The organism is Vibrio sp. 5S239, assembly GCF_041439575.1.
Taxonomy (GTDB): Bacteria; Pseudomonadota; Gammaproteobacteria; order Enterobacterales; family Vibrionaceae; genus Vibrio; species Vibrio kanaloae.
The window spans coordinates 160,401-176,194 of record NZ_JBGOOM010000007.1 but is presented as its reverse complement, the minus strand read 5'-3'; the positions used below and the strand labels follow the sequence as shown (position 1 = coordinate 176,194).

Here is a 15,794-nt window from a genome sequence, read left to right as displayed (position 1 = left end):
TAATGGCACTTAGATTGAGGTACGAGGTTTAGCGAACTTATTCGGCTGAAGCTAAATAGATAACTCTTACTTAGGACGAGCGACAGAGAACACATTGGCTAGCGTGGCGTATTCACCGCCACCCAATCGAGATAAAGGATCAAGTGCGAGCGCATCAATCTTCAAGCGATCGCTCTCGTTATCAATCACATCTTCGGAGATATACACCTGTTCAACTTGGGAAAATATAAGGCTTTGCGGTACTTCACCGACTTCTTTAACTTCATATAATGTACAACCAAAAGCCACGGCGCACTGCTTAACTCTTGGTAAAGAAAAGCCTTCAAATTCAACCAGCTCGATATTATTCGCAGTTACTTCAGAATCACCGTGTTCAAGGGTAGCTGCTGTCGCTGTCATTGTTTCTGCAGAACTTAAAGAAGCAATGTGAATCACAAGCTTACCCGTTTCTAGGGCGTTACGAGTGGTATCTTTGATTTCGCCCGATGGCTTCTTCCCAACCGACAACATCAATAGCGGCGGATTGCTGGAAACAGGCGTGAAATAAGAGAAAGGCGCTAGGTTGTACTCTTGGTCAGAAGATTCCGTCAATACCCATGCAATAGGCCTAGGCACAACAGTTTGTGTCATCAGATGATAAATCTGAGTAGGAGCGAGAGTATCAAGCTTGAGGTTCATAGCACGTCCTTGGTCTATGTGAATTACGACTCAGTTTACGTGTTAAGCAACCCGGTATCTATGGTTATGTAACAGAAACGCAGAGAGTGTTCTTAATTTAAACAGTTCAGCCTCTTTTCTAAACAAAACAATCACAAAACATAAAATTCATACCAACTAACCGCAAATCTCAATCACTTACCTTTGGCACTGTTATGTCTGATACAAACAGCTTGCATGAATCATAATATCTCTATTAATAAGCACTCTATAAATAAGCTCGAAATTAATAAAAGCTCACACCGTAACTCCCAGCAGTTTTTTGGTTTTTTATTTCTAAAATCTGGTTTACTTATTGAGTAACCTTTAAAAACTATCTTTAAATTTTATTCGCTTAAAATTAAAACACTGTTTATATTAAACAAGTACTTGCAAGCAGGTTAAGGATAGCTATGAGCATTTCTGGAGACAAAACATCGGTCGTTGTAGCTGGCGCTACAGGGCTAATCGGCCGTCATGTGATGAGCTTGCTCATCGATGAACCCTCGGTTGACTATATCTATGCCTTATCCCGAAGAGCATTAGATTCACAGTATAACTCCGACAAACTTCACACACTCATTCACCGTGATCTGCAAGTCACGAGTTGGGACGATACCAAAGCAACGCCTAATCTCGGGGTTATCTGCTTAGGTACAACCAAGAAAAAAGCAGGTTCAAAAGAAGCACTACGCAAAGTCGATGTTGAACTTGTCAGCCAAGTAGCCCAATCCATGAAGTTTCTCGGCGTCCAACGAGTTGCAGTGGTGTCAAGTTACGGCGCGTCGCAAGATTCTTATTCACATTATCTTCGCTGCAAAGGGCAAATGGAGCAAAACCTAAAACGTATCGGTTTCAAACAACTTTTTATAGCGCGCCCGGGGCCACTGATTGGTGATAGAGATGAACCAAGGGCCGATGAAAAAATCCTACAAAGTGTCTTTCCTATGCTGTCGCCATTTATGTTTGGCAAATTCAAGAACCTTCGCCCGATTCAATCAAAAGATGTAGCACAAACCATGTTGTTCCGATTATTCGATAATAACTTTCAAAATGTCGAAATTTATTCTTCAAGTGATATGCTCAATTTATTAGCAAAATATCGCTAAAAAGCTCATCTATTAATCACAATGTTGGATATCCATGCACCTTAATGTGTGGATATTACTTATTGTTCTAATAAATTACTTTTCCTTATTTTACGTTTTGTTACAGAACGTTATCTTACCCTGCAGTATTCGCGCTAATACCTTAGCGCTCTATTAATTTGAAGTTATTCATAAGGAATTTAAATGTCATTCCCAGCTATCGCTGCCCTAGCGATATTCATTGGTATTCTCTTCTTTCTATATGGACAGCAGAAAAAAGAAAACACTCTTTCTCGACTTGTTTTACTCGGCTTAGTTTTTGGTAGTGTATTCGGCCTAGGCCTACAGCTGTTATTTGGTGAAGGTAACCCTATCATCAAAGAGACGTTAGACTGGGTAAATATTGTTGGTCGTGGCTACGTTGGCCTACTAAAAATGGTGATTATGCCGTTAGTGTTGGTATCAATGATTGCCGCTGTTGTGAAGCTTGAAAAAGGCGGTTCACTCGGTAAAATTTCTAGCATCACAATCTCAGTATTGTTAGCAACAACTGCGATTTCTGCAATAGTTGGTATCGCAGTGACTCAAGCATTTGGGCTTTCAGCGGAAGGCTTGACTGAAGGTGCTCGTGAAACAGCACGTATCGCAACACTAGAAAGTCGCATTGGCAGTGTAGCTGATCTGACGATTCCACAAATGCTGGTTAGTTTCATTCCAACAAATCCATTTGCAGACTTAACGGGCGCTCGCTCTACTTCTATTATCGCGGTAGTTATCTTTGGTGTACTAACCGGTATTGCAGCACGTAAAGTGATGGCAGAAAAAGAAGAGCTAGAATCACCAATTCGTACATTTGTTGAAGCTGCTCAGTCTATCGTTATGCGTTTAGTTAAAATGATCATGGCGCTAACGCCTTACGGTATCGCAGCACTAATGGCTAAGGTTGTTGCAACGTCTAGCGCGTCTGACATTCTAAGCTTACTAGGCTTCATCGTAGCGTCTTACGTAGCGATCCTATTGATGTTCGTGGTTCACGGCGTGCTAGTTTCTTTTGTTGGTGTCAACCCGAAAGAGTACTTCCAAAAAATTTGGCCTGTACTGACTTTTGCTTTCACATCGCGTAGCTCTGCTGCATCAATCCCACTGAACGTAGAAGCTCAAATTACTAAGCTAAACGTACCACCAGCGATTGCAAACCTATCTGCGTCTTTTGGTGCAACGATTGGTCAGAATGGTTGTGCGGGCATCTACCCAGCAATGCTAGCAGTCATGGTTGCGCCAACAGTCGGCATCAACCCAATGGATATCAACTTCATTCTGTCTCTGGTTGCGATTATCACAGTAAGCTCATTCGGTATTGCAGGTGTAGGTGGCGGTGCTACTTTCGCGGCACTTATCGTGCTGCCAGCGATGGGCCTTCCGGTAACTATCGCAGCATTGCTTATCTCTATCGAGCCCCTTATCGATATGGCACGTACAGCGCTTAACGTATCTGGTGCAATGACAGCCGGTACGATCACAAGCCGCCTATTGGGTAAGAAAGACAAGCAACAAGATCTGGAACAAGCGAACGCTTAATGGGTTCGATTGATTCAAGCACTTGAGTCTCGTTAAACAAAAAACCGATGCACATGCATCGGTTTTTTATTATCTGTTACTTCTAACTTCCATTACTTCACAAGCAACAGCACTTAGAGCACACGTTGAATCACTTTTTCGGCAAGTGCTTCATCGTCATCTTCACTCAATCCGCTGATACCAATAGCACCAATCACCTGCCCCTTTAACTCAATAGGAACACCACCTTTAAAGCCAGTGATCTTTGAGTCGGTCCAGTAACTTAAGTCTTTACCAGTTTCTCTCGCCCAAGCACCTAAGTTACCACTTGGCTGCCTGTCTCTTGCAGACGTATAAGCTTTGTTCTGTGCTAACAATCCGGCTTGAACACTCACATTATCCATGCGAATAAACGCCAGTAATTCACCATGCGTATCACACACGCTCACCGCGATTGCTTGTTGATTACGCTCAGCAATGTCGAGAGCATTAGACACCAGTTGTTGTGCGATCTTTTGATTCAACATATTCATTCCTTATGGCAGAGCTTGACCACGTGAGTACACGTATAGGTTGTACCACTCTTCACGCGACAGGTTTATCTGAGTCGCGATTGCCGAAGCTTTGATTCGCTCTAGATTTGTGGTGCCAATTACAGGTTGGATACGAGCAGGGTGACGAAGCAAAAATGCTAACACAATCGCTTCACTTTCTACGTCATATTGGTTCGCTAACTGAGCCACATAGTGCGCTGTCTTTTTCACATTCTCATGTTCTGAATACAAACCTTGCTCAGCAAATCGGCCTTGTGCCAAACAACCCCAAGCTTGCAGTTGGATGTTATTCATTTGGCAATGCTCTAGCGTGCCTGCGGCGAAGTCTGATTGATGGTGCCCTTGCGAGTTAATCATCACCCCATCGTTCAACCAATCCAGTTTGGCCAAGCTCATCTCAACTTGATTCGCGACAATGGGCTGCCCAAGTGCAGATTGCAGGTACTGAATTTGATGGCTGTTCATGTTCGACACACCAAAGAAATCGACCTTACCTTGCGCTTTTAAGTGCTCTAACGTTCTTGCCAGCTCATCGAGTTCCATCAAAGGATCGGGGCGATGTAATAACAGCACATCAAGCTTTTCAGTGTTCAAACGGTTGAGAATGCCCTCTACCGATTGGCCTACCCAATCAGCCGAGAAATCATAACGACCAACATTGCCCTCGCCTTCAAAACGAATCCCACACTTAGATTGAATGAACATCTGCTCTCGCAGTTCAGGCGCTTGTTGTAATGCTTGACCAAAGGCTTGCTCAGCTTTGCTGAAGGTATAGATATCAGCATGGTCAAATAGGTTAATTCCCGACTCTAGTGCTGTGTCAATTACGCTACGTGTTTGAGCCACATCCGCACTCGTCACTGGATTATCATTCCAGCCACCACCTAACCCCATGCAGCCATAGGCAACTTGCCCAACATTCGGCAGATAATTTGATAATGGAATACTCTTTTGGGCATTCGTTTTATTTGTAGATTCAATGCTGTTCGTCATATCGATTCTCACTTAGAAGATTTGCTGACCAGAAATATGCCTCTATCATATTGTTCTTTTTAAAAAACAGAATATGCTAGTTACGAAATGATTGTTTGATATGACGAACAATAGATTGGTAGGAATGCGCGAATGAACGAACACAAAAGAATAGAACGACTGATCCTGTTTGTAGAACTTGCTCAGCAACTCAACTTTACCAAGGCAGCCGAAAAGCTCGGTATCTCTAAGAGCTACCTTTCTGAGCAGATCAAACGTTTAGAGAACGATTTACAGTGCCCGCTTTTGGTCAGAACCACGCGCAGTGTTCGTTTAACCCAAGAAGGCGAACGTGCGTTACAACAAGGCTTAACGATTCGCTCTCAAGTCTTACTGCTTGAACACAGCGTTTCAGAGCAACATGACATCGTAAAAGGTCTATTACGCCTCACCGCGCCAAAGATGTTTACTGAGGTATATCTATTCGATATCTGCCAACAGTTTAGGCAACACTATCCAGAAATCCGCTTCGAGATAAACAGTAGCTACACCAACTTTAATCTCAACCAAGATGATATCGATATTGCGTTTCGTGCCACTAATACGCCACCTGACAACATGGTGGCGAAACACTTGATTAGCTATCAGCATGATTTAGTCGCAACTCCCGATTATCTTAATCAATTTGGTCGCCCTACCAATGTGAGTGACTTAAGTGATCATCAATGCTTAGCAACGCTGCACCAAACCGAGTGGCCTTTAAAATCGGCAAATATTGATGTGTCCGGCTGGCTTTCAAGTAATGACAACCACTTACTTAAGCAACAAGCTATGGCAGGTAGTGGCATCATCCGTATCGCAAGTTACTACGTTGCGAAAGAAGTCGATCTTGGAGAGTTAGAGCGAGTGCTGCCTGAGGAGTGCCTACAACAAGGCAACAGTATTTATCTCTTCTATCCGCAAGTTATTTATCCAGCAAAGAAACACCAAGTGTTCGTTAAATTTGTTCAGGCTTACTTTGATGGTTTGAGTTTAACCAGCTGACAAGAAACCGAATGAAGCATCACAAATTCAGCAACAATTGAAAGGTTGTTTGCTGCATTTTTGTTTCTGCCTACCACAACACCTTTTCTTATTATGGCTTGTACCTGTATCTCCCTTGGATTAAACGGACAATATTTCAGGCCCGTTATGGCTTCGCTAGACTTAGTTCACCTTATATGGTCTTGGTCTTATTACATTTATATTAATGCCTAGGCATTCATTCTCTGAATCATTTTCACTGACTTAAAAATGAAATCATAACGACACACTAATTTGCATAACTTAGAGGGTGCAAATAGGTAATCAGATTACAGTGCCTATCAGGAGGATGTATGAAACCAAATCGATCTACGGTACTCACTGGACATGTAAAACACTGCCCATGTTGTTCTACCGAACTGGTCATCAAAGACCACATTCACGTTTGCCCGCGCAATGAAATTGGCGACTGTTACTTCGATGGCTACGACCAACACGAACAGCGCGCTAATACCGATTTTATCGATCATGCAAGTGCCAATGATAGCCTTGTTTACGGCATTTCAGAACACTAAGCGTTATTCAGGATTTGTAGAAGTCATTTCGCGCCAAAAAAAATGCAGCGCCAATCGAGTGATTGTTCGCTGCATTCTTAGATCCTGTAAACTTAGCTAACCATTAAAATGGAGCTAGGCAAAACGGATTACCACATTAGATCATCAGGGATAACGAAGTCTTTATACGGGTCATCTTCATCCATTTCATCAGAGCTTGCGGTTTGAGTATCAACAATAGATTCTTCATCACGCATCGCAATCTTGTTCGCTACCGATGTGGGAATCACAACATAACTTTCGCCTTGACGAGCAATACTCAGGATACCTTTACTTAGTTGCTTTTGAGTCAGCTCTTCTACGTATAAGTATTTGACCAAAGTACCGTCAGTGAAGTTGTATTTAATATCACCATCTTTTTGTTCGATCTTGTTCATCTCAATCAGTTGCTTTACCTGAGCTTTAATCTCTTTGCTCAGTTGCTGTTCTTTCAACTGTTGGTTTAACTCTTTGTCTTTCGTTTGCTGCGCCAGTTTCGTTTCTTCTGCTGCCGCTTTTGCTTCACGAGCTTGAACGCGAGATTTTTTAGAACCTTTCTTCGCCTTCTTTAATTTTTTCTCATTTACCAAGCCAGCTTTAAGCATCTGTTCTTGGAGTGTTAACTTTGCCATGACTTTCCCAGTTAAGGATTAAAAACGGCACTATCATACCTGTTTTTATGGTTTCTGTTTACTGAACAATAGCAAAATATACGCCTATCACTCACACACTTCTATATCGCAGTCCAAACCGCATTATACACCCTCCGTCTAGATCAAGACCGCCGATCATTGATCATACAAATATCATACGGTAAGAAACGAACCATAGACACATATCTACATCTGATTACCATACTCAATTTCAATCAATAAAATTAACAAACAGAAGTTTGGCATATCTCTCATATTTGAACAAACGCCTAGAGTTATCACTCCAATGTCATAAGTTTTGACTACGTTATTCTAAACATCAATCAGTAAGGATAACGTAACACATGAAAGCTCAATGGACTTGGTTAGCTGCACTAATGGCATCAACATCAATCGCCTCGACGTCCGCAATGGCAGATACAGATGTGTACCTCACCAACAACACCAATCAAATCATGACCATTCAAGCTCGTCACAGTGGTACAGACTTACTTGAACTCGGTAGCGAGTGGCAACAGCATGTCGAACAAATAGGGCCTTGGGAGACCAAAAAATTGATCAGTTTCAATCGTTGGACTGGCGTAAAATCTGGGGAAACGTATGAGTTTGACACTGTGGTTTCAAATTCCATTGGAGAAACAGTCACACTGAATCAAACCATGGAGGGGCATTGGTATAACTCATCATTACAACATGGTTTGAGTGCGGCCGACATTGGTTTAGCACTGCACGATGACCGCAACATTCACCGTCGTTCGACCGATGCTTTTTACGAAAACACAGAACTGGCGCTCAAAGCTGACTCAACCGCTCGCTACGATGATATTTACTACACCATCACCCCGCAGAAATTGGACGAACAGCCAGAGCCAGACGCCAACACGCTGAAAGTCATGACCTACAATATTTGGGCCCTACCCGCTATCGCTTCTCACATTGGTGACCGTTACGATCTCATCCCTCAATATGTTAAAGGCTACGACGTGTTGGCGCTTCAAGAAGTCTTCGCCAACGGACGAGGCGAGTTTTTGCGTGAACTCGCGAAAGAGTATCCTTACCAAACCAAAATGCTCGACAAAGATGGTATCAACATCTACGACGGTGGCGTGATCATCGTTAGCCGCTATCCAATTGTTAATGAAGCACAATACGTTTTCCCGGATTGCACGGGAACGGATTGTTTCGCGGATAAAGGCGTGAATTACGCTGAGATCATTAAGAACGGTCAGGCCTACCATGTGTTCGGCACTCATACTGCTTCGTTCGATACGGACACGGCTCGTGATTACCGACAGCGCCAGTTTAGACAGATGCGAGAGCTTGCACAGTCACTGGAGATACCAACATCAGAAACGGTGATTTACAGCGGTGATTTCAACGTGAACAAGCTTAAGTTCCCAGGTGACTACCAACAGATGTTCGCTAACCTGCAAGCCGTTGAGCCAGAATATTCAGGTTATACCGCTTCAACCTTTGATCCTCGCATCAATAACTTTGCTGGCGAGCCTATGTCTGGTGGGGAGAATGTTGAATACTTGGATTACGTGGTGGTGAGTTCAGAGTACGCGCAAAAAGCTCACAACAATAACCGCGTTGATATTCCTCGCTCGACCAGCAGTGAATTATGGAAGCACTACAACCTTTCAGATCACTTCCCTGTTAGTGCTGTCATCAAGTAATGCGGTGAACAGATGATGCATCGAGTTATATTAATCCTAATGCTCGTCGTTGTGACGAGCATTGTTGGCTATTCATGGTCATCAAAATCGACTGAAACGCCGCTCTCTTCTTCCCAACACACAGAAGCAAAACAGCACGTTTCTAAAACGACTGATGACAATCGTCCCATATCCAATTCAGCTTCGCGAGGTACACAAATCCAAGCGAAAAAACCACACGAAAAAGCGTATGCAGAGAACTTAACTGAACTTGAAGGTAAGGCGCTGGTGAATCAACTCGATGAATTTTGGAGACTTTGCCAACAAGCTGATAACTGCACTGAACAACTCGCCCAGTTGAAATTTGACTTACCAGAAAAATGGCTGAAGTTATTGAGCGACTACCCACAACTTTCTGCCGACTGGCAAGTAGCAGAAAGCGCGATTCCACTCGAATCCATCGACTCTCTGGAAGAGCGTGTTGAGCTGTTTAAGCAGTCTGCAGAACAGGTTTGGGGAGAGCTAGCCCACCAGATATTTGCTGATCAATTTACGCATTTGGACTTTACGCTCAGTGCAAGCACACTTAAGGAAGTTGAAGCGACTGATTTTGTGTTGCACTACCAAGAGCTGATCGCTGAATGGGAGAATGAAACAGAAACATTAAACGTAGAGACTCCGTCTCAAAAATACGAACTTGCGGTCTCCTTGCTACCGAACAGCTACAGCTCTAGCGAGTTAGCGACTATCAAGTCAAAACTTCAAGAGACATATTTAGATGAAGCACAAGCCGATAATATTGCCGTGCGCGAACAGCAAATGACGCAACAACACCAGGCTGTGAGGGCTTATAACGAGCAGCTTGATCAGCTCAAAGCGACCTTAGACTCTCAACGCTCATCAAATTATGCAGCTTGGACTCAACAAGAATGGGACAGTTACTATCAACAGCAAGTCACCGATTTCCGGGAGCAGTTTTTTAGCAAGTAACGCTTTAACTTAAGCCGTCACGAAACTGCGTGGGCGTTTTGTGCAGCCAACCTTTAAACGCCCTTCTGAAGTTTGCAGGATCACTATAACCGAGTCTTTCACCGATATCGTCGATGTTCATGGTTGTACCGAGCAGTAGTTCTTTGGCTAACTCAACTCGGATTTCGGTAAGTAATGTTTGATAGTTGGAATTGTGAGAGACCAGTTCTCGTCTGAGTGTGCGAGAGCTGCAACCAAACTCTACCGCGAGTTGCTCTATAGTCGGGAAGTTACCTGCTGTTTGATAGAAGATCGTTTTGATCTGACTCGTCAGCAAATGCTTTGAATCGAGAGTTTCTACTATCGACTGACAAGAAGCAAGGTAGCGTTTGAGCGTTGTGGTATCACGCGTGGCTAATGTTTTTGATAGAACCGAAGCGCCAAAGCGCAGTTCGCAAAAATTGTCTCCAAAAACCACCGGACATTGAAAACGCTCTTCATAAAGCTTGGCGTAACTTGGCTGGTCATAAGGGAAAGAGAGTGTTTGAATGGCTAATTGGTCTCCCGTTAACTCCTTGAACAACGAAACAATCGAACTAAGGAAATACTCGTTACAGAATGGAAGTAACTCTCCTACCTCCAAGGTGTTTTCAATTTGAATTACCGCGTATTCAGTATCAACAATCAGCTTAACCGAGAATATAGGCCCATTTAATCGCAGGTATTTAAAGCCAGACTTAATAGCTTCGCCTACGTTGTGACTGGTCGACAATGCATAACCCAACACACCAAAATGGCTCAAGCTAGCATGTTCTCCCAACCATAAACCCAGACCATCATGTGGAAAGCTTTGGTTAGCCACACTGAAGATGGACAGTTTATCCGCGTAAGTCAGCTTCCCATTTGGGTTTTGCCAATCTAGGCTTTCTAACCCAGCACTAGCAAGCAGCGTGTCAATGTCGGCGCCTCTTTGCGCTAGTGTATTCAGCAACAACGCGACATCCAATGTGCCTAATTGGTGGCGATGCTCCGTTGGCATGTATTCAGCGATAATTTCCAATTGTCCCTCCTTATAAGAGCGCGCGCATAACTAATGTGCCGTAGCAAAGTCGTGATTCACCGCAATTTTTGTCCGAATTTGACCTCCAAATTCTACGTTACTCGTCGCACAATACTGTCAATTGTTAAATTTATGTGAACCATCGCAATGATAAAAACGAATCCAGCCCCACACAGTTTGATTGATTTTAATGGTCAGCCGACAATTGGACATTTTGATGGTATCCCTAAACAACTGAATATCGATAACTTTGACTACCGAAATACAATGGATGCAAAAGCAACCCCTTGGCAGAAGCACTTCCATTACAAGCAATTTCAATTTGTAAGCATTGTTACCGAGACACACATCATCGGTGTTGCTATTGCAGATATTCGCTACTTGGGCTCGGCATTTTGTTATCTGTACGACATCGAAAATAACCACCTAGAAGAGTGCTCTTGGTTAAGGCCGTTAGGGTTTGATAAACAGGTGGCTACTTCGCCATTTGACGGTACAACGTCCATTGCAAACCAACGCATCACCTTTGATATTGCAGGAGGACAATGGAAAGTTAGCTTGAGTACCAAGCACATCAAGGCCGAGATCACTTTAGAACCTGAGACGAATAGCTTACCCATAGCGATGTGTAGCCCAACGGGTTACTCGGGTTGGACCTACACCCAAAAGCATAACGCGTTAAAAGTAATAGGCAGCCTTGAGATTAACCAACAACCTATTTCCCTAGAGCAAGCTCGTGCTGGCTATGATTTCTCTGCGGGATACATGAGGCGCGAAACCAGTTGGCGGTGGGCCAGCATCAACACACAATCCAATAATGCCGACATCGGCCTCAACCTCGCGGCAGGTGTCAATGAAACTGGGGGATGCGAAAATGTATTGTGGGTGAATGGAACCAGACATCTTCTTAACTCAGTACAGTTTACGTTCAATCGCCAAGATGCGGATTTACCTTGGCAGATAACATCACAAGATGGACGCATTAACCTAACCTTTACACCCCTTAATAACCGCAGCGAAAAGCTCAACTTATGGCTGCTCAAAAGTAACTTCCGTCAGTTTATCGGTCACTTTTCTGGCTCAATTAAAGACAACGACGGTATAGCCCATGAGCTCGACAGTGTAATCGGCCTAACGGAAGATCACTTTGCTCGCTGGTAGAAGCAACACTCCAGCTCTGATTCTCAAACACGAGTATACGAATAGGAACCAGAAATGAATTTCGACGCATTGATCAATCACCCGGAATGGCTACTGTTAGTATTAGCACCTCTATTCGGAATCTGTATGCTGGCCGAGTATTTTATTGGTCAGAAGCAAGGCCAATTACCAGACAATTCAAGTTACAAGCTATCGGAAGTCATGTGTAACTTCACGCTAGCAGGCATGCATCAGCTATCCGATTTATTAACCGGGTTGCTGATCATTCAACTTTATCTTTGGCTATTTGGTTGGCGCTTAATGGATATTGAAATGGGTGTGTCGAGTTTCATTGTATTAATGGTTCTGCAGGACTTTTTTTACTACTGGTTTCACAGAGCAAGCCATCGAGTTCGCTGGATGTGGGCTGCACACGTCGCGCATCACAGTTCAGAACGCATGAATTTCAGTACCGCATTTCGTCAGAGTTTAATGTACCCAATCGCGGGTATGTGGTTATTTTGGGTACCACTAGTCATCATAGGTTTTGATCCTAAATGGGTGGTGTTTGTGGTGCTGCTTAACCTTGGACTGCAGTTCTTTGTGCATACCCAGTGGATACGAAGCTTAGGCCCGATGGAACACCTCTTCAACACGCCATCACATCACCGGGTTCATCACGGCAGAAACCCGCAATACATCGATAAGAACTATGCTGGCGTGCTTATTATCTGGGACAAGTTATTTGGCACTTTTGAACCAGAAGTGGAAACCGTTCGTTACGGCGTCACCAAACCTATAGAGAGTTTCAACCCCATAACGGTAACCTTTCAAGAGTGGAAAGCCATATTCAAAGATTTGAGGAACCGAGAGTTAACCATGAAACAGAAAGTCAAATTGATACTCTCCCCACCGTCGGATTAAACGAACAATAGACAGATTGTATTGACTAAGAAACGGTCTCAACGGGATTCAAAAGCATACCCACGCGACTCAATTGAATAGTAAAGCACCGTTTTCCGGCAATTTATTTGTGATCTGGGTTGCACGCGTACCACATCCTGTCAGATACTGAGCAAAACTAACCTTTAGCCACAGTAAACGGCCCCCGCTTGCTGTTCAGGAAATTCAATGAGTTCAGATAATCAGCCAACCTACTTCTTTTTCGATTACGAAACATGGGGCGTGAGCCCGGCAAAAGACCGTCCAAGTCAGTTTGCGGGGGTTCGTACCGACCAAGATTTCAATGTTATCGGAGAGCCTTTGGTTATCTATTGCCAGCCTCCTGCTGATTACCTGCCTGCACCTGAGGCGGCATTGATCACTGGTATCACGCCACAAAAAGCAATGACTCAAGGCCTACCTGAACCTGAATTTATCGCTAAGATTCATGCCGAACTTGCTAAGCCAAACACCACAAGCCTTGGCTACAACAGCATCCGATTCGATGACGAAGTAACGAGATACACCTGTTACCGTAACTTCATTGACCCGTATGCATGGAGTTGGCAAAACGGTAACTCACGCTGGGATCTACTCGACGTGATGCGCGCCGTACATGCACTTCGCCCTGAAGGTATTGTTTGGCCAGAGAATGACGAAGGCTTCCCAAGTTTCAAACTGGAACACCTCTCTGTGGCAAATGGCATTGAACACGAAAACGCGCACGATGCGATGGCCGATGTTATCGCAACCATCGAATTAGCGAAAAAGCTAAAAGCCGCACAACCTAAGATGTTTGATTACCTCTATAACATGCGCCACAAGCGTAAATTGAATGAGTTAGTCGACATCGTAAACATGACACCTCTAATGCACGTATCAGGCATGTTCGGCCGTGATTGTAATTACACCAGCTGGATTGTGCCTATGGCTTGGCACCCAACCAACCAAAATGCCGTTATCGTTGTGGATTTAGCAAAAGATCCAACACCTTTATTTGACCTAGATTCAGAAGCTTTACGTGACAGGCTCTATACTAAGCGCACTGAACTTGCTGAAGACGAGTTACCAGTACCAATCAAATTGGTTCATTTAAACAAGTGCCCTATTCTTGCGCCAGCAAAAACGCTGACCGCAGAAAACGCGGAAACTATTGGTATCGACCGTCAGCAATGTTTGAAAAACTTGGCACTATTACGCGAACATCCAGAAATACGTGAAAAATTGATTGGTTTGTACTCACAAGAAAGAGAGTACGAGAAGAGTGACGATGTCGACACTCACCTTTACGATGGTTTCTTCTCACCAGCCGATAAAACGGCGATGAACATCATTCGTGAAACAGACCCGAACAACTTGGCGGCTTTAGATATTACTTTTAGTGACGAACGAATTAAGCCTTTGTTATTCCGTTATCGCGCTCGCCACTTCCCATGGACGCTCGACGAATCTGAACAATTGAAATGGGCGAACCATTGTCGTGAGTTCTATGAGAGCCGCTTAGAAGAGTACATGCTGAATCTAGAAAATCTCGCGCACGAACATGAAAGTGACGAGAAGAAAATGGCGATCTTAAAGGCGGTTTATCAGTACGTTGAAAAGTTAGCTAGCTAATTCCATTATCAAGAGACATGACACTTTGAAAGAAAGATTGATCCAACTGGTTTACTGCTTAATCTCCTTCACCTTAATCATTGGTGCTCTCACAGCAGGTAACGCATTACAGCAATTTTTGGAAACCTCAATTCCCGGTAGTATTTTTGGCATGTTGATTCTGTTTTCCGCCATGGTGATTGGTATTGTCCCTCCGCACTGGGTACAGCCCGGCGCCAGCTTGATTATTCGTTTGATGATCTTGTTGTTCGTTCCAATCAGTGTTGGGTTAATGGATCACTTCGAATTGCTTATCGCCAATGCACTGCCAATCATGGCCAGTGCCGTTGGTGGAACGCTCATCGTCTTGGTTTCGTTATCCTGGTTCTTAGACCGCTTACTTTCGAGAGGTAAATAGTCATGTGGATTCTACTGACTATTGTGGTATTTCTGTTTGCTCGTTGGGTAAGCCAAAAAGTGAACTCTCCGCTGTGTAATCCTTTGTTAATCAGTATTGGCATCATTATCCCAGTTCTAATGTTCTTCAAAGTACCCTTTGAAGCCTATTACGCAGACAACACTTGGATTACTTACATGCTTCAACCTGCGGTTGTTGCACTTGCTTACCCTTTGTATGAACAGTTACCTCAAATCAGAGCTAACTGGCGTATTATTACCTTTGCCTGCACATTAGGCAGTGTGATGTCGATGACTACAACCTCATTAATTGCTGTAGCTTTCAAAGCGGATTTGAGCTTGATTGCGAGTTTATTGGGTAAATCAGTCACTACACCTATCGCGATGGAAGTATCGAGCCATTTAGGTGGTGAAGCAGCCATTGCGGCAATTTTGGTCTTGATTGTCGGCCTATTCGGGGCGATTTTTGCTTACCCTATTTACAACCTGATTGGCATTAAGAGCCCAGTTGCCAGAGGTTTAACCATGGGTACGGTTTCTCACGCGTTGGGCACCGCGACTTGTGCAGAAAAGAACCAAGAAGATGCCGCATTCAGTTCATTGGCATTGGTACTTTGCGGGGTTATCACTTCAATCATTGCCCCTAGCGTGTTTTCCGTCGTGGTTTGGCTCTATTCTTAACTAGCCAGATGACAAGATACGAGCAATAAGCCTCCACCAAACAACACTTGCAAGCTCTTTTAATCGCTTACAAGTGTTTTCAAGACCAAATCAGCCCAAGCAGTATTCTGTTTATTTCAGTGTCTGTTTGGGCTTCTTATTTTGGACAATAAATGCGATATCACGTGTTGTTTTCAATCTTGCAATCGATTTCATTTG

Annotated in this window: 16 protein-coding genes; 11 read left to right on the top strand and 5 right to left on the bottom strand. The window is 43.7% G+C overall.

The annotated features are described in order from the left end of the window. Positions 1-66: 66 nt before the first annotated feature. A complete protein-coding gene (locus tag ACED48_RS08320; RefSeq protein WP_017057433.1) occupies positions 67-678 on the bottom strand; it encodes a flavin reductase family protein in 612 nt (203 codons plus the stop codon). Between the two features lie 431 nt (positions 679-1,109). Between ACED48_RS08320 and ACED48_RS08315 the strand changes: the two genes are divergently transcribed. Then, a complete protein-coding gene (locus ACED48_RS08315; protein WP_017057434.1) occupies positions 1,110-1,805 on the top strand; it encodes an NAD-dependent epimerase/dehydratase family protein in 696 nt (231 codons plus the stop codon). A 183-nt stretch (positions 1,806-1,988) separates the two neighbouring features. Next, positions 1,989-3,362, top strand: a complete 1,374-nt coding sequence (locus ACED48_RS08310; protein ID WP_017057435.1) for an L-cystine transporter — start codon at positions 1,989-1,991, stop codon at positions 3,360-3,362. A gap of 113 nt (positions 3,363-3,475) precedes the next feature. Here the strand turns inward: ACED48_RS08310 and ACED48_RS08305 are convergent, their stop codons facing one another. Both ACED48_RS08305 and ACED48_RS08300 read right to left on the bottom strand, forming a co-directional pair. Further along, entirely contained in the window at positions 3,476-3,868 is a 393-nt protein-coding gene (locus ACED48_RS08305) for a heme-binding protein (protein WP_017057436.1), read from the bottom strand. Between the two features lie 9 nt (positions 3,869-3,877). Then, positions 3,878-4,888 carry an aldo/keto reductase family oxidoreductase gene (locus tag ACED48_RS08300; protein ID WP_017057437.1) on the bottom strand — a complete coding sequence of 337 codons (1,011 nt, stop codon included), beginning with the start codon at positions 4,886-4,888 and terminating at the stop codon, positions 3,878-3,880. 132 nt (positions 4,889-5,020) lie between these two features. Here ACED48_RS08300 and ACED48_RS08295 point away from each other — a divergent pair, with 132 nt between their 5' ends. Together ACED48_RS08295 and ACED48_RS08290 are read left to right on the top strand one after the other, a co-directional pair. Beyond that, positions 5,021-5,911, top strand: coding sequence for a LysR family transcriptional regulator (locus ACED48_RS08295; protein ID WP_017057438.1), 891 nt, complete (start codon positions 5,021-5,023; stop codon positions 5,909-5,911). A 332-nt stretch (positions 5,912-6,243) separates the two neighbouring features. Beyond that, positions 6,244-6,465: a hypothetical protein gene (locus tag ACED48_RS08290; protein WP_017057439.1), complete on the top strand. Its 222-nt coding sequence runs from the start codon at positions 6,244-6,246 to the stop codon at positions 6,463-6,465. 128 nt (positions 6,466-6,593) lie between these two features. On the opposite strand, the gene ACED48_RS08285 is transcribed toward ACED48_RS08290, so the two are convergent. Then, positions 6,594-7,115, bottom strand: a complete 522-nt coding sequence (locus ACED48_RS08285) for a DUF2058 domain-containing protein (protein WP_017057440.1) — start codon at positions 7,113-7,115, stop codon at positions 6,594-6,596. Between the two features lie 365 nt (positions 7,116-7,480). Here ACED48_RS08285 and ACED48_RS08280 point away from each other — a divergent pair, with 365 nt between their 5' ends. Together ACED48_RS08280 and ACED48_RS08275 are read left to right on the top strand one after the other, a co-directional pair. Then, positions 7,481-8,815: a sphingomyelin phosphodiesterase gene (locus ACED48_RS08280; protein WP_017057441.1), complete on the top strand. Its 1,335-nt coding sequence runs from the start codon at positions 7,481-7,483 to the stop codon at positions 8,813-8,815. A 39-nt stretch (positions 8,816-8,854) separates the two neighbouring features. Continuing rightward, complete coding sequence (locus tag ACED48_RS08275; RefSeq protein ID WP_029627137.1) at positions 8,855-9,784, top strand: hypothetical protein; 930 nt, start codon at positions 8,855-8,857, stop codon at positions 9,782-9,784. 4 nt (positions 9,785-9,788) lie between these two features. Here ACED48_RS08275 and ACED48_RS08270 read toward each other — a convergent pair whose 3' ends face one another. Further along, the gene (locus ACED48_RS08270) at positions 9,789-10,823 is read right to left on the bottom strand and encodes an AraC family transcriptional regulator (RefSeq protein WP_017057443.1); all 1,035 of its coding nucleotides are present in this window, start codon (positions 10,821-10,823) and stop codon (positions 9,789-9,791) included. 147 nt (positions 10,824-10,970) lie between these two features. On the opposite strand from ACED48_RS08270, the gene ACED48_RS08265 reads away from it, so the two are divergent. From ACED48_RS08265 to ACED48_RS08245, 5 genes are all read left to right on the top strand, one after another. Next, positions 10,971-11,984, top strand: a complete 1,014-nt coding sequence (locus tag ACED48_RS08265; RefSeq protein ID WP_017057444.1) for a DUF2804 domain-containing protein — start codon at positions 10,971-10,973, stop codon at positions 11,982-11,984. A gap of 54 nt (positions 11,985-12,038) precedes the next feature. Next, positions 12,039-12,887 (top strand): sterol desaturase family protein, encoded by an 849-nt coding sequence (locus tag ACED48_RS08260; protein ID WP_017057445.1) that lies wholly within the window; start codon positions 12,039-12,041, stop codon positions 12,885-12,887. 207 nt (positions 12,888-13,094) lie between these two features. After that, complete coding sequence (gene sbcB, locus ACED48_RS08255; protein WP_017057446.1) at positions 13,095-14,519, top strand: exodeoxyribonuclease I; 1,425 nt, start codon at positions 13,095-13,097, stop codon at positions 14,517-14,519. A 25-nt stretch (positions 14,520-14,544) separates the two neighbouring features. Beyond that, the gene (locus ACED48_RS08250; RefSeq protein ID WP_017057447.1) at positions 14,545-14,916 is read left to right on the top strand and encodes a CidA/LrgA family protein; all 372 of its coding nucleotides are present in this window, start codon (positions 14,545-14,547) and stop codon (positions 14,914-14,916) included. A 2-nt stretch (positions 14,917-14,918) separates the two neighbouring features. Further along, positions 14,919-15,596, top strand: coding sequence for an LrgB family protein (locus ACED48_RS08245; RefSeq protein WP_017057448.1), 678 nt, complete (start codon positions 14,919-14,921; stop codon positions 15,594-15,596). The last annotated feature ends 198 nt before the right edge of the window (positions 15,597-15,794 follow it).